The organism is Frondihabitans sp. PAMC 28766, from assembly GCF_001577365.1.
Taxonomy (GTDB): Bacteria; Actinomycetota; Actinomycetes; order Actinomycetales; family Microbacteriaceae; genus Frondihabitans.
In genome coordinates this window covers 183112-204472 of the sequence record NZ_CP014513.1, presented here as the reverse complement: position 1 = coordinate 204472, position 21361 = coordinate 183112, and the positions used below count along the sequence as shown (strand labels likewise).

Annotated in this window: 17 protein-coding genes; 8 read left to right on the top strand and 9 right to left on the bottom strand. The window is 69.1% G+C overall.

Annotation, left to right across the window (positions count from 1 at the left end; genetic code table 11):
• The first annotated feature begins 98 nt into the window (after window positions 1-98).
• The 3 genes from AX769_RS00915 (at window position 99) to AX769_RS00905 (ending at window position 9936) form a co-directional block, all read left to right on the top strand.
• Window positions 99-1394, top strand: coding sequence for an MFS transporter (locus tag AX769_RS00915; protein ID WP_066274897.1), 1296 nt, complete (start codon window positions 99-101; stop codon window positions 1392-1394).
• A gap of 161 nt (window positions 1395-1555) precedes the next feature.
• A complete protein-coding gene (locus tag AX769_RS23520) occupies window positions 1556-4648 on the top strand; it encodes a DUF11 domain-containing protein (RefSeq protein WP_066274896.1) in 3093 nt (1030 codons plus the stop codon).
• On the top strand, window positions 4645-9936 hold the full coding sequence (locus AX769_RS00905) for an isopeptide-forming domain-containing fimbrial protein (RefSeq protein ID WP_066274894.1): 5292 nt from the start codon (window positions 4645-4647) through the stop codon (window positions 9934-9936). The genes AX769_RS23520 and AX769_RS00905 overlap by 4 nt, the downstream gene beginning before the upstream one ends.
• Window positions 9937-10028: 92 nt before the next feature.
• Here the strand turns inward: AX769_RS00905 and AX769_RS00900 are convergent, their stop codons facing one another.
• On the bottom strand, window positions 10029-10307 hold the full coding sequence (locus tag AX769_RS00900; RefSeq protein ID WP_066282981.1) for a GlsB/YeaQ/YmgE family stress response membrane protein: 279 nt from the start codon (window positions 10305-10307) through the stop codon (window positions 10029-10031).
• Between the two features lie 131 nt (window positions 10308-10438).
• On the opposite strand from AX769_RS00900, the gene AX769_RS00895 reads away from it, so the two are divergent.
• From AX769_RS00895 to AX769_RS00885, 3 genes are all read left to right on the top strand, one after another.
• On the top strand, window positions 10439-11107 hold the full coding sequence (locus AX769_RS00895) for a response regulator transcription factor (RefSeq protein WP_066274891.1): 669 nt from the start codon (window positions 10439-10441) through the stop codon (window positions 11105-11107).
• Window positions 11108-11200: 93 nt separating this feature from the next.
• Complete coding sequence (locus AX769_RS00890; protein WP_066274889.1) at window positions 11201-11467, top strand: hypothetical protein; 267 nt, start codon at window positions 11201-11203, stop codon at window positions 11465-11467.
• Window positions 11468-11469: 2 nt separating this feature from the next.
• A complete protein-coding gene (locus tag AX769_RS00885) occupies window positions 11470-12354 on the top strand; it encodes an NAD(P)-dependent oxidoreductase (protein WP_066274886.1) in 885 nt (294 codons plus the stop codon).
• Window positions 12355-12393: 39 nt separating this feature from the next.
• On the opposite strand, the gene AX769_RS00880 is transcribed toward AX769_RS00885, so the two are convergent.
• The 3 genes from AX769_RS00880 to AX769_RS00870 are packed head-to-tail and all read right to left on the bottom strand — an operon-like array spanning window position 12394 to window position 14995.
• Window positions 12394-12624 carry a DUF6199 family natural product biosynthesis protein gene (locus AX769_RS00880; RefSeq protein ID WP_157887370.1) on the bottom strand — a complete coding sequence of 77 codons (231 nt, stop codon included), beginning with the start codon at window positions 12622-12624 and terminating at the stop codon, window positions 12394-12396.
• A 53-nt stretch (window positions 12625-12677) separates the two neighbouring features.
• A complete protein-coding gene (locus tag AX769_RS00875; RefSeq protein ID WP_066274881.1) occupies window positions 12678-13946 on the bottom strand; it encodes an acyl-CoA dehydrogenase family protein in 1269 nt (422 codons plus the stop codon).
• Window positions 13947-13951: 5 nt separating this feature from the next.
• On the bottom strand, window positions 13952-14995 hold the full coding sequence (locus AX769_RS00870) for a zinc-binding alcohol dehydrogenase family protein (RefSeq protein WP_157887369.1): 1044 nt from the start codon (window positions 14993-14995) through the stop codon (window positions 13952-13954).
• Between the two features lie 123 nt (window positions 14996-15118).
• Between AX769_RS00870 and AX769_RS00865 the strand changes: the two genes are divergently transcribed.
• Together AX769_RS00865 and AX769_RS00860 are read left to right on the top strand one after the other, a co-directional pair.
• The gene (locus tag AX769_RS00865) at window positions 15119-16303 is read left to right on the top strand and encodes a DUF3500 domain-containing protein (protein ID WP_204249291.1); all 1185 of its coding nucleotides are present in this window, start codon (window positions 15119-15121) and stop codon (window positions 16301-16303) included.
• 52 nt (window positions 16304-16355) lie between these two features.
• Window positions 16356-17054, top strand: a complete 699-nt coding sequence (locus tag AX769_RS00860; RefSeq protein ID WP_066274877.1) for a FadR/GntR family transcriptional regulator — start codon at window positions 16356-16358, stop codon at window positions 17052-17054.
• Here the strand turns inward: AX769_RS00860 and AX769_RS00855 are convergent.
• From AX769_RS00855 to AX769_RS00835, 5 genes are read right to left on the bottom strand one after another with little or no spacing between them, the layout of a single operon-like run.
• Window positions 17044-17910, bottom strand: a complete 867-nt coding sequence (locus AX769_RS00855; RefSeq protein WP_066274875.1) for an NmrA family NAD(P)-binding protein — start codon at window positions 17908-17910, stop codon at window positions 17044-17046. The genes AX769_RS00860 and AX769_RS00855 overlap by 11 nt on opposite strands.
• A gap of 19 nt (window positions 17911-17929) precedes the next feature.
• Entirely contained in the window at window positions 17930-18844 is a 915-nt protein-coding gene (locus tag AX769_RS00850) for a fumarylacetoacetate hydrolase family protein (RefSeq protein WP_082763386.1), read from the bottom strand.
• A 9-nt stretch (window positions 18845-18853) separates the two neighbouring features.
• Window positions 18854-19195 (bottom strand): cupin domain-containing protein, encoded by a 342-nt coding sequence (locus tag AX769_RS00845; RefSeq protein WP_082763385.1) that lies wholly within the window; start codon window positions 19193-19195, stop codon window positions 18854-18856.
• A complete protein-coding gene (locus tag AX769_RS00840) occupies window positions 19192-20847 on the bottom strand; it encodes a bifunctional 3-(3-hydroxy-phenyl)propionate/3-hydroxycinnamic acid hydroxylase (protein ID WP_066274872.1) in 1656 nt (551 codons plus the stop codon). Before AX769_RS00840 ends, AX769_RS00845 begins: the two co-directional genes overlap by 4 nt.
• A complete protein-coding gene (locus AX769_RS00835) occupies window positions 20840-21361 on the bottom strand; it encodes a nuclear transport factor 2 family protein (protein WP_066274867.1) in 522 nt (173 codons plus the stop codon). The genes AX769_RS00840 and AX769_RS00835 overlap by 8 nt, the downstream gene beginning before the upstream one ends.

Here is a 21361-nt window from a genome sequence, read left to right as displayed (position 1 = left end):
GAAGGCGAAGCCGTCCGGGCTTTCGTCGCACGGGTACGAGCCCGTTCGCCTGAGGCGATTTCCGGTATGTTTATGCGGACAACAAATCGAGGAAGCCGATGCCCGCACCCGAGCCGACCTCCGGCGCCCTAGAAGCCGTCGCCCCCCGACGCTTCGCCGCCCTGCGCAACCGCGACTCCCGGCCGTACCTCTTCACGTCCGGCCTGTCGATGATGGCCGACAACACCGAGCACGTCATCACGTACTGGGTGCTGTGGCAGACCTTCCACTCGCCCGAGCTCGTCGGGTTCCAGATCATCAGCCACTGGCTGCCGTTCCTGCTCCTGTCGGTCTGGTCGGGCACCCTCGCTGAGAAGTACGACTGCCGGAAGCTGATCCAGGCCGCTCAGATCCTCTTCATGCTGGTCTCGGCAGGCTGGGGCACGCTGTTCATCACTCACAGTCTCACCGTGTGGGAGGCGTGCATCCTGCTCGTGCTGCACGGCACGGCGGGCTCGCTCTGGGGCCCGGCCGAGCAGCTCATGCTGCACGACTTCGTCGACCGCTCCGACCTGCCGAGCGCGGTGCGCATGAACGCGACCTTCCAGAGCCTCGGCATCCTGTTCGGCCCGGTGGTCGGCTCGGCCCTCCTGCTCTGGCTCGGCCCGATCGGCGGCATCTACGTCAACGTCCTGCTTTACCTGCCGATGACGATCCTGATGATCCGGACCCCGTTCACCGGCCATACCCGCGATCAGAACGTCGTCACGAACGTGGTCCAGGTCGGGTTCCGTGACACCCTGCGGGTGCTGCGCCGAATCCGTTCGAACCACCTCATCGTCGCGATGATCATCATCTCGGGGCTCATGGGCATCACGATCGGCAACGCCCTGCCGTCGTCGATGCCGGTGTTCGCGGCCCGCCTCGGCGCAGGATCGTCGGGCGATCTGACCTACGGAACCCTGCTGTTCGCGATGGGGCTGGGTGGTGTCGTCGGCGGATTCCTGCTCGAGGCGACCGGCGTCGTCCGCCCGACCCTCCACGCGGCCGTGCTGTCGACAGTCGTGTTCGGCGGCGCCATCGTCGCCTTCGCCCTGACCGGCAGCTACCCTCTCGCGATCGCCCCGCTCGTCGTGGCTGGCGTCGGCGAGATCGCCTCGCTGTCGATCTCGCAGAGCATCGTCCAACTCGAGGCACCGCCTGGCGAACGGGGCCGCACGCTCGGTGTCTACGGCATGTTCGCCTCCGGGCTGCGGACCGGGGGTGGCATCACGCTCGGTGTCGCGGGGGCGACCCTCGGTGTCATCCCGGCCATCGGCATCCTCGCTGCGATTCTCGCCGTGGGCGCCCTCGTGGCCTGGTCGTACGCGGCCCGGCTCGGTTCCGGCCGACGCGAACTCTCCGGGTCCCCCTAACGGAGGACGTGTTCTGTCGCCTGATTTCCGGTATGAATAGCGGCAGCAATGTCTTCGCGAGAAGATCCCACCCCTTTGCTGTCGTGACACCTTCACGACTTCCGACCTAGGCATCGTCGACGCGTTCTGGCGCGAACGGTTCCTGAGCCGAAGGCAGTCCCGTGCGTTTTTCCGTCGCCTCCCTCCTGAGCCGTGACCCTTCGTCGAAGCTGACCGCGTGGCTCACGCGACCACTCGCCGCTGTGCTGGCCGTTCTGCTGATCGCCGTCGGTCTCGCCACAGTGCCCTCCGAGGTGGCTCAGGCTGCGAGCACGATGACCCTCACCGCCGTCTCTTCGGGCAGCGTCCTCGCGGGTCAGCCCGCGACAGTGACTCTCACCGCCACGAACCCCACGGCGACCGACGAGTACAACGTCTCGTTCACCTACGTCCTCCCGGCAGGTGTGACCTACGTAGCCGGATCCGCCGGAGCCGCGGCCGGCGACCCGACCATCGTGACGATCACCGACGCCGCGGGGCCGCCGGCGGTCACCCACCAGGTGCTGGTGTGGCAGAACCTCTCCGACCTGAGCGCGAGCTCGTCGGCGTCCGTCGGTTTCCAGGTGCAGAGCACGGCTCCGGTCGGAAGCACCTTCGCGGGGACGGCGAACGCCTACGCGCAGTCCGACCCTCGAACGGTTCCGTCGTTCGATGCGGACGGGAACGCCGTCGCCGGCACCTACACCGACTCGGCCTCCGCCACCGCGTCGTCCACGACGATCTCGGCCCTGAAGGTGACGAAGACGGAACCGAGCCCCGAGCACGAGCTGATGCGCGGCGTCCATGACCAGCCGACGGTCTATACGCTCAAGGTCGAGGACACCTCCGACGCGGCGACGTCCGGAGTGACCCTCGTCGACTACCTGCCGGCGGGCCTCGAGTTCCTCGGCTGCGGTGCGGTCGACAACTCCACGCCCGGAGCGGTCGAGTACGGCGGTGCCCCTCGTCTCGATCAGACGTACCAGACAGCTCTGCCCGCGAGTGCGTGTCCGCAGCCGGTGAGCGTCGCGACCGTCAGCAACCCCGCCGGGCAGCCGGCCGGCGTCTACACGCAGGTGACGTGGAGTCTCGGCTCGATCACGTCGACCACGCCGCAGACCATCCAGTACGTGGCCGCCGTCCCGCTGCGGGAGAACACGACGACGTGGAGCGGAGCCGTGCCGTCGGCCACTTCTCTCGTACAGACGGCGAACCTCGACAACAACAGCGGGGCGCTCACCCGCCAGGTCGGAAACGCGACGGCGTACACGAACACGGCCGTCGCCACGGGCACCTACACGGGCGAAGTCGCCTCGGGTGCCTCCACGACGGTGTCGGCGACGGATTCGGTCACGATCAAGGCGTCCGACCTCTCGATCGTCAAATCCAGTGACTCCACCTCCTTCGTCTCGGGGCAGCTCAGCCACTACTCGCTGCTGGTGCGTTCGAGCGAGTACGTCTCGGACAGCGGCATGACGATCACGGACGTGCTCGACGACGGCCTGTGCCCGGCCGTTCCGGCCACGACGCCCCGGTCGGGTGACCCCGTCCCCGCGGACTGCGATCCGACCCAGACGCCGGGCGTCGCCGGGACGATCACGAACGCCACAGCGACGAACGTCGCTTATGACGCCTCGACGGGGAAGTTCACTCTGACGCTCGTCCCGACCACGGCCACCCTCGCCCCGGACACGTCCGTCACGATCGGCTACAACGTGCTGATGCGCTCCGCCTATTCGACGACCGGCCTGCCGACGGCCGCGGGCGACACGTTCACCAACAACGTCGGCATCGCCGGCACCTCCACCGCCGTTCCCGCCACCGGTCAGACACCGACGACGGAGCCGGTCACCGACACGTCGAGCTTCACGAAGACGACCAGCGGGCCCGTCATCTCGAAGAAGATCCTGCCTCGCACCGCCGTGTCGGGCGTCTCGGACTGCGCCGCCGACTCGAACGCGGGAAGCTATGTCTCGACCGAGACCACCTCCGGCCCCGCGTTCCGACTGGGCGACCGGGTCTGCTTCCAGCTCACCGTGCAGTTCTCGGCCGACACCCTGACCCGCAATGCGCGGATCACCGACTTCCTCCCGTCCGACGCCATCTACGAGAACTCCGTCCTGGGCGACGCCGGCACCGGCAACACCCTCCCCGCCGGCCAGTACTCGGCGCCCACCACGCGCACCTCCCGGGCCGCCTGGACCCTCGGTTCGACGCGCAAGGGCCTGACGGGCCTCTACGTCGATCAGGGCGTCACCGCGGTCATCTACGTCAGCGCACTCGTCACCTCCCCGGCCTCGACGGCGACGACCCCGGACATTCAGGGCAACCTGATGAAGTACAGCGAGACCAACACGGCCGGCCAGGCCCTCTCGCTGCGCGACAAGGCGAACTTCCAGGTCGTCCCAGCCCCGCAGGTGGCTCTGGCCAAGACGATCGTCTCAGACAGCACCGACCCCGTCGCCGGTCCCGTCACGAATGCGACCGCCCGGGAGGGCTCCGTGCTCGGCTACCGGCTCGACGTCTCCAACCTCGGCACGGCGGCCCAGGGCAACGACGTGCAGACCGACGACGTGACCGTGTGGGATGCGCTGCCGGCCGGCGTGACCTGCGCCGCCGTGACCACGATCTCGAACCTCGGATCCTGTTCGGACACGGCCCCGCTCGGAATCGTCCCCTCCCAGTCGTCGGCGAGCGTGATCGTCTGGACGATCCCGACCATCGCGGCCTCCTCGGATTCGGCCGTCACCTACTCGCTGACCGTCCCCGCGGGGGTGAGCGTGACGACGTCGCTCACCAACGTGGCATCGGTCGTCTCGTTCGACTCTCCCACGACCGACACCTCGGCCGGCAGCCCGTCCGAGGCGGCGTTCTCCCCGGCGAACTCGCTGTCGGCGACGAACAGCGCGAGCGCCAACGCGCAGGCGGCGAACGGCTCCGCCACGGTCACGGTGCCCGCCACCGTCGTCACCAAGACCGGGCTGGTCGGCACGTCCACCACCTACGAGACGGCCGTCGACAAGGCCGTCCAGGGCGAGTCCGTGAGCTACCGGTACGGCGTGACAGTGCCCCACGGCACGACCGTCTACTCGGGACTCCTCACGGATCCCGGTGTCTCCGGCATCGTCGGGTCGTCGCCGACGTACGTGGTCACGCTGCCGGACGGCACGACGCAGGCCCCGGCACCTTCACCTTCGACGGCGGCACCTTCACCCTCGGCGCCTCCGGCTCGTTGACGTTCCCCGCGACCTATGACAGCGGGACGACCGACCAGACCTTCGCCGTGCAGGTCACCGGTCTCGAGGTCGATCCGGCCACGAGCCTCGGCAACAAGACCAACACGGCCACATTCACCAGCAACGTCTCGAGCGCTTCCGGCGCCGCCGCCGTCCCGCCGCAGACGGCGAGCAAGACCATCGCCGTCGTCGCGCCCGTTCCGACCCTGACCAAGACCGCCAGTCCGTCGACGAACGTGGCCGCGGGCCAGAGCATCACCTTCGCTCTCACCGCCGGCAACACCGCAGGATCACCGTCGGGCTACGACAGCGTCATCGTCGACTGCCTCCCCGCGGGCCTGACTTACCAGTCGTTCACCTCGACCACCAGCGGCGTCACTCTCACCTCCAACTCTCCCGGGGATCAGAGCACTCCGGTCATCGGCACCAGCGAGCTGTGCCTGACCGGGACGACGCGCCTCGTGTTCAGCGTCGGCACGCTCGCGCCCGGCGCGAGCACGCTCGTCGACGTCGTCGCCACGGTCAACTCGACGGCCGTCTCCAGCGACACCTACACGAACACGGCCAAGGTGGTCACCTCGACGCTGTCCGACGGCGTGCGCGACAGCACGGTCGAGGGCGTCGAGGCTGCTGCCGCGCAGGCGACCGTCACCGTCGTCGCTCCGACCGTGACCAAGACCGTGTCGGCGGCCAAGGTTCCAGCCGGCGGATCCGTCTCTTACACGATCTCGTCCGGCGTGCCCGCGAACGTGACCCTCTACGACCCCACCATCACCGATCAGCTTCCCGCCGGGATGACCCTCTCGGGAACAGCCACCTGCACCCTGGCCGGGTCACCGATCACCTGCACTCCGCTGACGACGACGACCGCCGGGAACCGTACGACGATCGGCTGGACGTTCCCGCAGATCACCTCCGGCACCGCGACTCGGCCGCTGACCGTCACCTTCGCGGTGCAGCTGTCCACGACCGTGTCGACGGCCCGCGGCACGGCCCTGGCCAACACGGCGATCCTGAAGTGGAATGCTTCTGAGAAAGGTGCTCCCACCTCCGTGACGGCGACCTTCGACCGGTCCGTCACGTCGACGGCGGCGACGACAACCGTCACGACGCCCGCCATCACGGTGGCGAAGACGGTCACGCCTCCCGGCGGTACCGCTTCCGGTGCCGCGACGCCGAAGCCGGGCGACGTCTTCACCTATGCCGTGACGGCGACGAACCCGGCGAACGCCAACGCGAGCGCCGCCTACGACACCGTCGTCACCGACGTCGTGCCGAACGGCGTGATCGTCGATCCGACCTCGCTCGCTTCCAACGGCTCCCTCTCGGGCCAGACCGCGACCGGGGGCGGGACCATCACCTGGTCGGGAGTCACCATCGCGGCGTCGAGCTCGAAGACCTACACGTACTCGGCGACCTTCGCCGACTCCACGACGCTGCACACGGCCGCACTGACGAACACCGCCAACGTCGCCTCGTACAACTCCGTCGAGGGCGCCGGCGTCGCCTACGGGGCGGGAACGGCGGCGACCGCCAAGGTCACGCCGAGCGTGCCGAACGTGACGCTCAGGAAGAGCGCTGCCGCCGGCACCCTCGCCTACGTCGGTCAGCCCTTCCCCTGGCGCGTCGTCTTCACCAATACCGGCGCCGCGGCGACCACGCTGGCACCGACCGACACCCTCCCGGCGAACTGGACCTACGTGCCCGGTTCCGCCACCTACTCGGTGGCGGGAGGCTCGGCACAGGCCATCGCCGACCCGACGGTCACCACGGCCGGCGGGGTGCAGACCCTCGCCTTCGGCAACCTCGGCGCCCTGCCCGGCGCCGGGACGACGAGCGAGCTCGACTACCAGGCCGTGCCGGCCTCCGCGGCCACGCAGACGCCGGGCACCGGTGCGTCCAACCCGCACGTGAACTCGATCTCGGCCGTCTCCACCGACCCGACCGGCGCGACGCACGACGCCGACGGCTCCTACACCGGGCCCGCGGCAACCGCCTCCGCAGAGATCGACTCCGCAGATGTGGCCATCGTGAAGACCGCCGATCAGCCCCTCGTCGCGGGCACCACTGTCTCGGCGTGGAAGCTCACCGTCTCCAACAAGGGAGGCGACACGGCCGTCGGCCCGTTCACCGTCACCGACAGCCCGACCACCCTGCCGGCCGATGTGACGATCACCGGGGCGTCGGGCACCGGCTGGAGCTGCACGACGCCGAACAGCAGCGGCTCGTTCACCTGCACCCGCACCGACTCCACCGACACCCTGGCTGACGGGGCCTCCTTCCCGGCGATCAGCGTCACCGCGGCGACCGACAGCGATGCACCCGTCGAGTCCGTGACGAACTCGGCCTCCGTCATCGCCAAGACGTTCGACCCCGACACGACCGACAACACCTCCGCGGCGACGGTGCCGACCGTCCAGCAGGCCGACCTCGCGGTGACGAAGTCCGTGGGCTCCGTGCATGCCGGGAGCACCGCGACCTGGCAGATCGGGGTGTCGAACCTCGGCCCCTCGACCTCGCGAGCCGGGATCACGGTCACCGATCCGATCCCGTCCGGCGTCTCCGAGGTCGCGGCCTCCGGCCCCGACTGGGCCTGCACCGTCGCAAGCAGCACCGTGACCTGCACGCTCACCGGAGACCTCGCCGCCGGAACGCCCGCACCCCCGATCCTGCTCACCGGGACTGTGGCGTCGTCGTTCACCGGCACGGTGTCGAACACGGCGACCGTGACCGGAGTCACCGCCGACCCGAACCCCCTGAACAACAGCGCCACCGCGTCGGCCACGGTCGACACGGCCACAACGCTCTCAGTCGCGAAGACGCTCCTCTCGTCGACGGTCGAGCCCGGATCGGACGTCGGCTTCCAGGTCGCGGTGACGAACACGGGCACGGCCGACGCCCGTCACGTGTCGATCACCGATCCGCTGCCGGACGGTCTGACCTACGTGTCGTCCTCGAGCACGACGGGCACGTGGTCCTGCTCCGAGACGTCGACGACCCCGTCGACAGCGACGTGCGACCTGCAGGGCACGCTGTCGGCGGGCGCAGGATCCGACGTGGCGACGGTCGTCATCGTGGCTCACGTCCCCGCCGATGTCACCACGTCCATCACGAACGTCGCGACGGCCCACTCCGACAACGCCCCGGACTCGAGCGGGAACTACACGAACGGCTCGACGCCGCGCACCGTCTTCTCCCTCAGTAAGACGCACCCGGCCGGTGACATCCGGGCCGGGCAGGACGTTGCCTACACGCTGACGGCCACCAACGACGGGCCCTCCGACGCCCCGGCGGGCACGACCGTGACGGACACGCTGCCTGCCGGTCTGACCTACTCGTCGGCCACGGGCGACGGCTGGGACTGCTCCGCTGCCGGGCAGGTCGTCACCTGCGCCACGCAGGCGACGGCCGACGTCGGGGTCGGATTCCCGGCGATCGCCGTCATCGCATCGACCGACCCGACGCTGAGTCCCGGCACCTACACGAACACGGCCAGCGTGACCGGCCCGGGCGCACCGTCGACCGTCGACGCGAGTGACCCCACCGTCATCACGACCGCCGCGACACTGCACGTCGACAAGGCGATCACCTCGGGCTCGACGATCACCGCGGGCACTCTCGCGACGTACGACGTGACCGTGACGAACGACGGCCCGTCGGCGGCACGCAGCGTCACTCTGGCCGACGTCACCCCGGTCGGAATGACCGTGGTGTCGATCTCGGGCGACGGCTGGACCTGCGACGACAGCGCAGGATCCTGCTCGGACGCCATCGTGCCGCCCGGGGCGACCACTCTTCACGTCACCGCGCGCGTCGGCTCATCCGTGCTCGACGGAACCGTCCTGACGAACCAGGCGGATCTCGCCTGGACCGACACGCAGGGCAGCTACACCGCCTCGAGCACCGCGGACGTGACCGTCGCCGCTGCCGCCGCTCTCGCCCTCACGAAGACGGCAGTCGACTCGTCGGGCAATCCGATCGAGACGGCCGACGGGGGCGACCTGCAGCGCTACGCCCTGGTGGCGACCAACACGGGTCCGTCCGACGCCGTCGGTCCGCTCAGAGTCGTCGACACCCTCCCCGCGGGGCTCAGCTACGTATCGTCCGATCCCGACTGGACCTGCGCGGTCGATCCCATCAACTCGCAGATCGTCGACTGCGCTCTCGCCGACGGGTCCGGGCTCGTCGCCGGAGGGACCGCTCCGCTGCTGACGCTGACCACGAGGATCGCGCCGGACGTCATGGACGCCACGATCACCAACGAGGCCGCTCTGACGTCGGGCACGGCCCAGGTCGGGCCCGAGGCCGTCGCGACGTCGACGATCACCGTGGGCGCCCTCGACGACCTCTCGATCACGAAGACGCACACCGGGTCGCCGCACGTCGGCGATGCGCTGCCCTTCCGGATCGGCGTGGTGAACCACGGGCCGTCGGATGCCACGGGCGTCGCCGTCCAGGACGTCCTCCCGGTCGGGCTCGACTACGTGTCGACCGACGGAAGCGACAGCGCCTGGACGTGCACGGTGGCGGCGGCGACGGGGACCGGCACGCCGGTGACCTGCGTGCTCTCCGGCACGCTCGACGCCGACGCCACGGCGCCCGCCCTCTCGATCATCACGACTGTCACGGCGAAGGCCTACCCCGGTGTGACGAACACGGCGACGGTGACATCGACGACCGCCGACTCCGACCCGTCGAACAACTCGGCCTCCGACCCGATCACCGTGCCCGCTCTGTCGTCCCTGTCGATCACGAAGACGCACCGCGGCACGGCCGCGCGCGGACACGAGCTCGTCTACGTCCTGACGGTCACGAACACCGGCCCGACCGCGGATCCCGGTCGGATCACCGTCACCGACCCGCTCCCAGCCGGCCTGAGCTTCGTCTCGGCGAGCCCGAGCGACGACTCGTGTCGAGCCGCAGGTGCGAAGGTGACCTGCGTCCTGACCGGCGACCTCGCCGTCGGCCAGTCGCGCACGATCCTGCTGACGACTCTCGTCGCCGACAACGCTCCCGGCTCGATCGTGAACACTGCCAGTGTCTCCAGCCCCACCGAGCAGGTGCAGCCTCCGGCCGGGTCGGGCGGCCCGCACACCACAGCCTCCAACTCCGCGACGGTCGCGAAGGCGGCCGTCAGCGCCGCGGGGGCAGGATCCGGGAGCCTCGCGTTCACAGGATCGCAGGGCGTCGGTCTTACGGTCACGGGTGCTCTGGCGGCGATCGTCGCGGGCTTCATCCTGATGCTGCGTCGTCGACGTCGCCTCGACGGGAACGGGAGGCGACACTAGGTCGCATTCGTCGGAGGGCCCCCAATCGCCGCAGGCGCGACGGAACCCCCGGGCGTCTGAGACGCACTCGGGGGTTCTCGGTCGGTCGGGGTCTAGCGGGTGACGCGGCGGCGTCCGCCGACGTTGATGTAGATGACGAGGACGATGATGGCGCCGATGATCGAGCCGATGATGCCGGCGGGCTGGAAGAAGCCGTCCATGGCGTCGTGGTGGAAGAGCACGAAGCCGAGGAAGCCGCCGACGAACGAGCCGATGATTCCCAGCAGGATGGTCATCGGGATCGAGAGGTGCTGGCGGCCGGGCACGACGGCGCGGGCGATGAAGCCGGCGATGAGGCCGACGACGAGCAGGCTGATGATGAGGCCGAGGATGGACATGGGAGGGTTCCCCTTTCGTTGCGGTTGCACCACCGGTCGGAGGTGAGCCGCCGTTCAGGCGACGGGTCGACTCAACCACCCCCCGGGGTGTGCCATCACACCCCTGGGGGTGGAATGCTGAAGTCATGACCACGACGCAGACTCGACCGCTGACAGTGACACTCGTCGACGACTACGACGTGGTCCTCACGGGCCTCGCGCACATGTTCGACCGATATCGCGACCGCGTGCTCGTATCGGAGATCGACGCGAACGCGACTCTCGACGACTCGATCGACCTGGTGCTCTACGACTCCTTCGCGCAACCCGAGTCGGACCACCACGAGATCGCCGAGCTCGTGAAGAACCCGCGGGCCCGTCACGTGGTCGTCTACACCTGGAACTTCCAGCCCGAGCTCGTCGCGGCGGCCCTCGCCGAGGGGGTGCACGGCTACCTGTCGAAGACGCTGCCCGCGAAGCAGCTCGTCGAAGCGCTGGAGGCCGTGGCCCGAGGCGAGATCGTCGTCAGCTCGCCGACACGACGTGCTCCGAGCGCACCAGGCTTGGACTGGCCGGGCCGAGTCGACGGGATCACCGACCGGGAGTCGGAGATCCTGGCCCTGATCACCCAGGGCAAGAGCAACGCGGATGTCGCGCGCCTGACCTATCTCAGCCCGAACACGGTGAAGTCGTACATCCGCTCGGTCTACCGCAAGATCGGTGCCACGAGCCGCACGCAGGCGGTGCTGTGGGGTGTGGCGAACGGGTTCGCGCCCGACCACCACCGCATCGATCACTGGCTCGGCGGCCCCTGATCGGCTGGTTCCAAGCCAGGGGCGCGGACGTTCCTGATTGACGCCGGGGCGGTGCGCCTACTGTTCGACGGGCATTCGCCGACAGGAGGCCCCATGGACACCGCCGCATCACGCGCCGATCACGGCAACGACGACGACCCGACCGCCGACAGCCCTCGCTCCGAGGCTGCCACCGAGGATCTCCAGGATTCGCCGATCGCCGAGTCGGCCGCTGTCGACGCCGACACAGACCTCGACGACATCAAGGCCCTTCCCGGCACGGGAGGCCCGGACGACGGGGGAGACATCGAAGTCGACCCCTCCGAGCTCAACCTGTCGGGCGACTCGATCCCCGGTCACCCCAAGCCCGGCGAGGAGTAGCCGTGCGCGTCGTCATCACGGGGTCCCGCGGCAAAGTGGGCCGCGCGACCGTTCAAGCGTTCGTCGACGCGGGCCACGACGTGCTGGGGATCGACCTCGTGCGGCCGGTCTTCGACGCCGGGGTCGTCGTGCCCGGCCGGTACATGATGGCCGACCTCACCGACGCCGGCTCGGCCTACGCGGTCGTCGCGGGGGCCGACGTCGTCGTCCACGTGGCCGCGATCCCGCAGCCGACCGGCAACCCGCCGCACGTCGTCTTCCAGACCAACCTCATGTCGACGTTCAACCTGATCGAGGCGGCAGTCCGCTTCGGCGTGAAGCGGTTCGTGAACGTGTCGAGCGAGAGCATCGTCGGCAACTTCTTCCCCGAGCGGCCGTTCCTTCCCGACTACGCACCCGTCGACGAGCAGCATCCGCTGCATCCCCAGGATCCCTACGCCCTGTCGAAGTCGTTCGGCGAGCAGCTCATGGACGCGGCCGTCGAGCGCTCGGACATCCGCGCGATCTCGATCCGGCCGAGCACCGTCCACAACGAGGACAACTACGAGTCGAACCTCGGCAAGCAGGTGCGCGACCCGTCGAACCTCAGCGCCAACCTCTGGAGCTACATCGACGTCTACGACCTCGCCGACGCTCTCGTGCTCGCCGCCGAATCGGATCTGCCGGGGCACGAGGTGTTCTACATCGCGTCGCCGGACAACGCCGGAGGGCATGACTTCGCGGAGATCCTGCACCGCTTCTATGGCGACCGGATCGAGTTGCGTCCCCTTGACCGGGTCGACGCGTCAGGCATCTCGACGAAGAAGGCGCGCGAGCTGCTCGGCTGGAGCCCCACGCGGTCGTGGCGGGACTACCTCGACGAGAACGGCGAGGCTCTCCCGAGCTGATCGTCGGCGATCCTGCCGAATGGACATCGGGCCACCTGCCTAGCTCGTGACCGAGACGATGCCGAAGACGAGGAGCCCGATTCCGACAGCGATGGCGATACAGCCGGTCACGCGTGCCATGACGAGTGCTGCATTGCTCGGCTCGAAGGCTTCCTTGTTCTTGTACTGCCACCTGTTCATCCGGAAGGCCATCCGGGGATTGACGACGTTCATGGCCCCGATGGCGGCGAACACGACGCCGAACGGAATCAGAAACCAGTTGCTGTGCATGTCGCGGACCATTATCCGCGCACGGGGGCCTGTGCCTCGATCCGGATCGGCAATCACCCGCTCATCACCCGGGTCGGCGCGAACCGGTCCAGGGTGGTGATGCCGGCGAACTGGTGCGGCTGGAATCCGGCCATCAGCCGCCCGTAGTTCTCGGAGAGTGCTTCGAGGTTCAAGGCGCCGTGCAGCGTGATGATGCGAGCGTCTCGCCACGAGCGCTGGATCGGCTCGAAGTCCATGATCGCGGTCGATCCCGAGTTGCGTTGCAGCAGCTCGATCGCCTCGGCGCACCACCGGGCGGCGTACGCGGTCTCGAGCAGGACGCGGGCGCTGAAGAGCTGCATGTACTCGCCGTCGACGGGTGCCCCGGCTGCCGCCAGCTCGCCCAGCCGATCGGTCTCCTCCGCATTGGCTCGCGTCATCAGCAGCGCCGACTGGATCTTCGAGTGGACCTCGGCGAGCATCAGGTGCGTGAGGGGGGCCTCGAGCTGGTTCTTGTAGGTGGTGCCTCGGATCGGGCGGCCGGCCGAGCGTTCGAGGAAGCGGTCGAGCGCGCCCTGGGCGATGCCGATCGACATGCCCGCCATGGTGCTGAACGACCAGCCGAGAGAAGAGGTCTTCCACAGGGAGCCCGCCAGGCCGCTCTCGATCGAGCCTGACGCGATCTCACGGAAGTCGACGCCGCGATACGCGGGCACGAAGAGCTCGTCGCCCTCGATCGTGACCGAGACGCTGCCCGTCGCCCGCATGCCGGCGACCTTCCAGTCGTCGAGGAAGCGGAGGTCGGAACGCGGCACCTGCAGGCCGACCAGGAAGGGCCCGTCGCCCTCGTCGGCGATGCAGCCGAGGTTGGTGAACGGCGACCACAGGGCACCGCTGCCGAACGTCCAGGGGCCGCCGGAGACGATCCAGCCGCCGGGCACTCGTTTCGCCCGCCCGCGCGACGACGGGAAGTGGCTCGAGCCGGCGACCCGGGGCCCCACCCACTCCGGCCCGTAGACCTCCTCGAGAACCCGGGGGCCCATGCCGGCGGGGATCCAGTCGGTCGATGCCCCCGACCAGACACTCCAGCCGGCAGAGCCGTCCCACTTCGACACCTCGGACACGACGTCCAGCTGCTGTCGCACCGTGAGCTCATAGCCGCCGTATTCGGCGGGGCTCGCGACGTCGAAGGCGCCGGTGGCATGGATCGCGGCGATGGTGTCGTCGGAGTGGCGACCTGCGCGCTCGGCGTCGACTGCTCGCTCGCGCAGCGTGGGCCCCAGCTCGCGCACCTTCTCGATGATCGTGGCCGTCTTCTCGGCTGTGTCGCTGGTGGTGGTCATGGGGCTTACTTCCTCGACGGTTTCTGGTGGGGGACGACGACGTATTTGGTGTGCGGGGAGTTCGACTGCGCTCGCCACGCGGCCGGCAACTCCTCGAGCAGGATCGTGGCGACCGACACGTCGAGATCTCCGTGGCGGAGCGCCTCCCAGAGCCAGGTCAAGGCCGGCCTCTTGTCGCGGAGAGGCGTGTGGAGCCCCGCGAACCCCGACAGGGTGATGCGCTTGCCGCGGAGGAGACCGGCGGCGAGAGTGATGGTCGCCGAGGTCGGGTTGCCGATGTTGACGAGGCGGGCTCGCGGCGCGCAGACCTGGAGAGCGGCCTCGAGCGGCACGCCGTACAGGCCGTCGAGCACGACGTCGACCGAGGGGGCGACCTCGCCGATGCGACGTGCGAGCGACTCGGCGCTCTCACCGTGGCGGAGCTCGACCACGGCATCGGCGCCGAGCCTGAGGAGATCCTGCAGCGCCTCGGCGTCCCGGGCGATACCGATCACGCGCCCGGCGCCGTGCAGGTGTGCGATCTGCAGGGCCAGCCGCCCGACGGAGCCGGTCGCGCCGAGCACCAGCACCGTCTCGCCGGCCTCCAGCCGAGCGACATCGATCAGCGGCAGGTAGGCGGCGACGCCCGAATTGCCGACGGCCGCGGACAGGATCGGGTCGGCTTCGCCAGGCAGCACCAGGAGGTCGTCGTCCGGTACGACGACTTCGGCGGCCAATGCACCGGGAAGCTCCGGAGAGGCGTGGCACTCCGCGTAGACGACCGCACCGACTTCGAACCGCTCGGACTCGAGGACGACGCCCACGCACTCGGATCCCGGCACGTAGGGCGACTCGTGGCGAGCCGAGTGGAAGCCGCCGGAAGCGATGAGCAGGTCGAGTGGATTGAGCGGCGCGGCGATCACACTCAGCCGGGTGAAGCCGGGGCGGCGGGGCGCCAGCACCACGGCCCCGAGGTGCGGTTCTGCCCCGGGGGCGTCCACCAGCGCCGCCCGAACAGGAGGAGCGCCTGTCGAGGCTTCTGCGGCGAACACGGCATCCGTCGACTGCACTCGAGCTTCCTTGCTTAATATCGCTACGGTTTGGATGTTTTCCGATTATGCGGACGGTGCCCCGCGAGTGTCAAGCATGTCGTCGGCCTTGTCAGTAAAGTACCGAACCTTTATGATGTTTCCGTGATCAACGACGATTCTCCGGCACTCATCCGCACCCGCCTCGACGTGCCGACGCAGGAGCCGGCACACGAGCACGCCGAGACGATTCAGAAGCTCCTCGTCGGCGTGATCGGGCTCATCGACACCCTCTCTGCCGAGCAGAAGTCCGCGGCCCTCTTCGGCTTCGACGACGATCGACGGCTCGACTGGGACATCATCCCGAAGCCCGACCGCATCGGGGTGTCGCTGCACAACCTCGATCGCCACCAGAAGGTGGTCGTGCTCGAACTGGTCCGGATGTCCGTCTCCTACGAGGTCTACACGAAGATTCTCGCGATCATGCAGCTCGAGCACGTCCTCCGCGCGCGAGAGGCCGACTTCCTGGGGATCGCAGCACCCCTGTGGCGGACGTCCGACACCTACTTCTTCAGCGTCTTCGGGCGGCCGGGCTTCGAAGACACCTGGTCGTTCCGATTCCTCGGCCACCACGTCTGCGTGAACATCACCATCGTCAACCAGCGATGGATCTCGGCGACCCCGAGCGCCCTCGGGCAGCAGCCGACCCTGGATGCCGGCGTGCTCAACCCCCTGGCCGCCGACGAAGGTCTCGGCTTCGAGCTGCTCGGCTCCCTCGACGACGAGCAGCGCTCGGCGGCCGTCATCCACGACGTCGCCCCCGCCGACTTCGTCACCCGTCAGGTGCCTCGCATCGGCGCTCTGGAGTATCCCGACCACTACGACCTGGGGATGCCGCAATACCAGATCACGACGGCCGATCGGAGGGCACTGGCCTTCGTGCGCGACGCCCCATCCGGCATCTCCGCCGAGCGTCTGGACGACCGCCAGCGCGCCATCCTCGACGCCCTGCTCGACACCTTCCTCGGGCGTCTCCCCGACGCCTTCGAGTACCGCGCGCGGCTCGACGCCGACGGCCCCGCGCACGTCCACTTCGCGTGGGCGGGCGGGCAGGATCGCGGAACCCCGCACTACTTCCGCATCCACACGCGCTCCCTCCTCGTCGAACTGGTGAACGCGGTCGACAGCGGCAACCACCTGCATTCGGTCATCCGCGATTTCGACCACGACTTCGGCGACGACTCGCTACGTCGTTACGCCGCGCACGTCGACCAGGTCGGGTCGCACCTCTCGACCAGGACGACGTCCAGCGAGGGCACCGACCTCCAGGCGAACGACTGGTCGTGGTGAACGACCTCGAGGGAAGGCGCAGAACGGTTGCGATGATTGTTAGGGTGACGTCATGACTTCCTTCGCGGGCCAGACGCGCGCGAACGTTCTTGCGAGCGAGCTCGAGCAGCAGATCCTCGATCGCGAGTTCAAGCCGGGCGAGCTCATCGGCACGATCGACTCGCTTCGCGAACGTTCCGGTTTCGCCCGGTCGACGGTGGCGGAGGCCGTTCGGCTGCTGGCCGACCGCGGGCTCGCCGAGATCCGTCCGGGCCGGGGCGGCGGTCTCTTCGCCACCGCCGCGGGGCCCATGGTGCGGATCAGGCACACCCTCCTCGCCGTGACGGACGCCCCCGCGTCGGTCGCCGAGGCGGTCGCCGTCCGCGATGCCCTCGAGGTCCTCATCGACGTCGACGCGGCCGAGAACCGCACGGCCGGCGACATCACCGACATGAAGCGGCTTCTCGCGAAGCTCACCGCGGCGGCCGTCAAGGGCACGACTCAATTTCTGCTCGCCAACTGGGATCTCCACGAGCGGATCGCCTTGATCTCGCCGAATCAGACCGCGTCCGCCCTGTATCTCTCCATGACACGATTCGTCCGCGAGCACGCCGTCGCGGCCACGCATGACGAGGCTCCCGAAACGGCGTCCGAGTGGCTCGACCTCCGAGTCGAGACCCATCGCGAGCTCGTCGACGCGATCGTCGCCGGTGATCCCGCTTGCGTGAAGCAGGCCGTCGACAAGCACGCAGGCCTGCTCGTCACCGACTAGACGAGTTGCGGTACGCCTCGTCGTGCCGCCGAACCCACTCCTCGAACGAGGTGGGAGCCCGGCCGAGCAGCCACGTCAGCACGTTGGGGTTGCCGACGAAGTCGTGCGAGCTGTAGCGGGCGCTGATCGCGTCCATCGCGCGTCGCTGGTACTCGCCGGCGTCGCCCATTCGCGTGGCGAACGTCTCGGCGTCGATCTCGACCACGTCGATGGGGTGCCCGACGACGGCCGCGATGATTCCGCCGATATCGTGAGCCGAGTATCGGCCGGCCGACGCCAGCTCGTAGGTCGCGAACGCGTGCCTGTCGGTGTCGCCGAGCACCAGCGCCGCCACGTCGGTGACGTCGTTCGGGTCGACGAGCGACTGCAGCCGGTCGAGCGACCAGGACAGCTCGAAGACACCGCGCTCGAAGGCCGGCGTGAGGCGGTGCGCGAGCATGTAGTTCGTCGGCTGCAGGATAGTGAAGGTGAGGCCCGACGACAGCAGGTGCTCTTCGATGTCGCGCTTGACCTCGTGCTGCACGAGGTCGGTCGTGATGGCGTGCAGCACCGAGCTCATGACGAAGTGTCGGACGCCGGCCGCCCGCGCGGCGTCGATCAGGGCGAAGCCCGTCTCCCGCTCGGTCGGCGACAGCGCCGGCCCCACGTGATAGATCTTCTCGACGTCGCGGACCGAGCGGGCCAGGATCTCGGGATCCGCGAGGTCTCCGACGACGACGTCGGTCACGCCTGCCGCGCGGAGGGCGACCGCGGACGCCTCCGAGCGCACGTTCGCGCGGACCTCGTGCCCGGCGGCGAGCAGCTTGGGCAGAAGGGTCCTGCCCTGATTTCCGTTGGCGGCAGTGACCAGGATCACGACGTCGACACCTCGGTCGTCACGACAGCGCCGCCCGCCGGTCCGCGTTGTCGACGATGTGGTTCGTCACGGTGCCGAGTCGTTCGATCTCGACCTCGACGACGTCCCCGGGGTGCAGCAGCCACGGGGGAGTGCGAGCATAGCCGACACCGGATGGGGTGCCGGTCGCCAGCAGATCTCCGGGATTCACGGTGAACGTCTGCGAGATGTAGGCGAGAGTCTCACCGACCCCGTAGATCATCTGCGTCGTGTTGCCGCTCTGCACGACTTCGCCGTTGACCCGCGTCTCGAGGTGAAGACCGTCCCGGATGTCGCCGACCTCGAAGGCCGGGACCATCGGCCCGACCGGCCCGGAGCGGTCGCCGTTCTTGCCGATGATCCACTGCGACGTCTGCTTCTGCGCCCGGCGGGAGGTGACGTCGTTGAAAGTCGAGTAGCCGACCACGGCCGCGCGTGCCTCGTCGGGCGAGGCGTCGACGAGAGGCGAGCCGACCCAGGCCATCACCTCGCCTTCCCAGTCGAGGCCGTCCTCGCCGGCCGGGACGGGAATCCCGGTGCCGCCGGTCGTGAGCGAAGCCGACCAGCGGGCGAACAGAGTGGGGAAGTCGGGCAGCTTCTCGTCTTTGAACGAGCCCTCGCTGACGTGTTCGGCGTAGTTGAGGCCCACGCAGATGACCCGGGCACCCTTCCGGACGGGCGGGACGAGCTTGGAATCGGCCACCGAGACGACGGGGCCCGTGGGCGGTGCTGCGAGATGGTCGGCAGGCGCGGCCCAGAACGACTCGACGTCGGTGAGGACGGTGACGTTCCGGCCATCGGCGCTCAGCGCGCCCACGAGCACGGTGTCGCCGTCTCCTGTGAGGCCGACGATCCGCAGACCTGCCGGGGCGGTCGAGGTGGTGGCTGAGGGAAGGGAGACTGCTTCGGTGTCCATCGGGTGCGCCTAACTCGTGGCTCGGATGACGAGCATGCTCGCCGGCAGGGTGGTGGTGTTCGTGACCGTGCGGAGGGTGCCGACGGTGAAGTGGACGGAGTCGAGGGCGGTCAGCACTTCGTCCGTGCCCTCGCTGCTCATCGTCAGCTCTCCGGAGAGGACGACGTAGACGGTCTCGGCCTCCTGAGGCGCCAACTGGGCCTCGGCCCCTGGCAGGTAGTGCGACAGCGCGACCGTGAAGTCGGATGTGGGCGTCAGCGCGCCGCCCTGAAGGCGAACCGGGCCGACACCTTCGTGGCCGACGGGGCTGAACGGCTCCGCCTGGCTGATTCTCGTCACTCGCATCGTCATGGCGTCGCGCCTTCCTCGATGAGTTGTCTGGGTCTGCTTCGCTCGGCGCCGAGGGCGTTGCGCAAGCCCTCGAGCAGCCGCGCGACATCGCGCGGCTCACCGGTTCCGACCACGTAGAAGTCGGGCCGTGCCAGCACGACGCTGCAGTCACGTGCGTCGAACCACGCGCGGTACGCCCCCTCGACGTCCCGGAGAGCGCCGGCCGCCGAGACCGTGACGGAGGTGCCCCCGATGCTCGCGAACCAGGCCGCGGTTTCCCGCGGCACGCCCACCAGCGGATCGACGTCGATGCCGGTCAGCTGCCACCCTCCTCCGACCACGTCGTCGTAGAGGCCGATGGTGCCGTCGACCGCGACCTGCCCTTGAACGGAGAGGTGGCCGGAACTCGGGTCGTTCGGGTCGACGAAGGGCGACCGGCCGAGGCGCGGGTGCGGCGGTTCGACGACTGCCGCGTCAGGATCGTGCAGGTCGGACACGAGGCGAGCATCGCGGTCGGCCGCCTTCTGCGGATCCTGCTCGCACACCATCTGCCCGATGGCGACGGCCTCGTCGATGATCTCGGTCACGTGGGCGCCGCGCTCGGCGCCATAGCTGTCGAGGACGGCAGCGTCGGCGAGGCCCGACTCGATCATCGACAGCCGCCACGCCAGAGCGCTCGCGTCGCGAAGCCCGGAGCAGAGCCCCTGGCCGAGGAACGGCGGCATCAGGTGGGCCGAATCGCCGGCGAGCAGCACGCGGCGGCGACGCCACTCGGTCGCCCACCGGGCGCGGAACGTATAGACGGCATGGCGCTCGAGACGCGCGGTCTCGGGGGTGACGCCCCACGGCTCCATCAGGCACCAGGCGGTCTCGGGCTGCGCCATCACGTCGGCCGAGACATCGGTCGGGCGCATGAACTCGAAGCGCCGTCGACCGGGCCCGCTGTTGACCGCGGTGGCGGGCTGGGCAGGGTCGCAGTACTGCGTCACGAACGCGCCCCAGGGGCGGTCGTCCAGGGGTCGGTAGTCGACCACGAGCCAGTCCGCCTCGAAGCCGGAATCGGCGGTCGCGATTCCCACCAGATCGCGGATGACGCTGTTGGCTCCGTCCGCGCCCACCAACCACCGGCCGCGCAGGGCCGTGGTCTGCGTGCGGTCGTCGGTGCTCGCGACGGTCAGGGTCACCGTCTCGTCGTCCTGCTCGAGCCCGACGGCGGACCAGCCGCGACGCAGCTCGACCGTCGGCAGGGCGAGAGCCATCGATTCGAGCGCCTCTTCGAGGTCGGGCTGGTAGAACCCGTTCGTGTTGGCCCAGCCGGATTCGGAGGGGCGGTTCCAGTTGATCGCCCGCAGCAGCTCGCCGTCGCCGTTGCGGATCTGATAGCCGCCGCGCTCGCCGCGAGACGGCTCGAACAGGTCGGCGTGCGAGCCCATGACCCCGGCGGACTGCAGGATGCGCAGCGCTTCGTGGTCGATCGTGCAGGCACGTGGCAAGGGGTAGCGCGCCGGCCACCGCTCGACGACCGTGACGCGTTTGCCCGTTCGGCCCAGGAGGATGGCGGTCACGAGCCCGACCGGCCCCGCCCCGACGATCAGGAAGTCCGCGACCTCCGGATCGTCGGCCGCGCTCGGCCTGTTCTCTGCGGAGCGCTGGGTGCGAGTGCTGTTACTCACCGTCGAACGCGTGAAGGAACCCGAGTTCTCCCGACTCGGCGAACTCGTGCAAGACCTTCACGTTCATGTCGGGGTTGTGCTCGTTGTGCGGCTCGGGCACGAGCGGGTTGCCGCTCCAGCCCTGCAGGCGGCACACCCGCTTCTTGATTCGCCAGCCGTCGGCGGTGCGCACGACGTCGTCGTCGTACCAGCCGGTGCCGGTCCAGGTCGGGCCGCCCTCGGCGGCGTTGCGGACGAGCAACCAGTTGCCATAGCTGAAGGCGCGAGCGGTGTCTCCGTCGACGTCGACGAGGTGGCCCATGATCGTGTGCTGGTGGCTGTCGAGGCGGTCGTGGAACTCGGCGAACGACTCCTTGAAGACGTCCAGGCCGTTCCATCCGGCGCCCGCAGGCCCGAAGACCGCCACGACGTCGTCCGTGAAGACGCGATCGAAGAGGTCGAACCGATGAGCGTCCAACGCGAACGCGTAGAGGTTCATGATCTCGATGATCTCGGCTTTGTCTTGTGCGCTCAC

Bases quoted from the DNA above. Each gene is read 5' to 3' on its own strand.
- AX769_RS00915 (WP_066274897.1), top strand. From the start codon at position 99: ATGCCCGCACCCGAGCCGACCTCCGGCGCCCTAGAAGCCGTCGCCCCC.
- AX769_RS00895 (WP_066274891.1), top strand. From the start codon at position 10,439: ATGACCACGACGCAGACTCGACCGCTGACAGTGACACTCGTCGACGAC.
- AX769_RS00890 (WP_066274889.1), top strand. From the start codon at position 11,201: ATGGACACCGCCGCATCACGCGCCGATCACGGCAACGACGACGACCCG.
- AX769_RS00880 (WP_157887370.1), bottom strand. From the start codon at position 12,624: ATGCACAGCAACTGGTTTCTGATTCCGTTCGGCGTCGTGTTCGCCGCC.
- AX769_RS00875 (WP_066274881.1), bottom strand. From the start codon at position 13,946: ATGACCACCACCAGCGACACAGCCGAGAAGACGGCCACGATCATCGAG.
- AX769_RS00860 (WP_066274877.1), top strand. From the start codon at position 16,356: ATGACTTCCTTCGCGGGCCAGACGCGCGCGAACGTTCTTGCGAGCGAG.
- AX769_RS00850 (WP_082763386.1), bottom strand. From the start codon at position 18,844: ATGGACACCGAAGCAGTCTCCCTTCCCTCAGCCACCACCTCGACCGCC.
- AX769_RS00845 (WP_082763385.1), bottom strand. From the start codon at position 19,195: ATGACGATGCGAGTGACGAGAATCAGCCAGGCGGAGCCGTTCAGCCCC.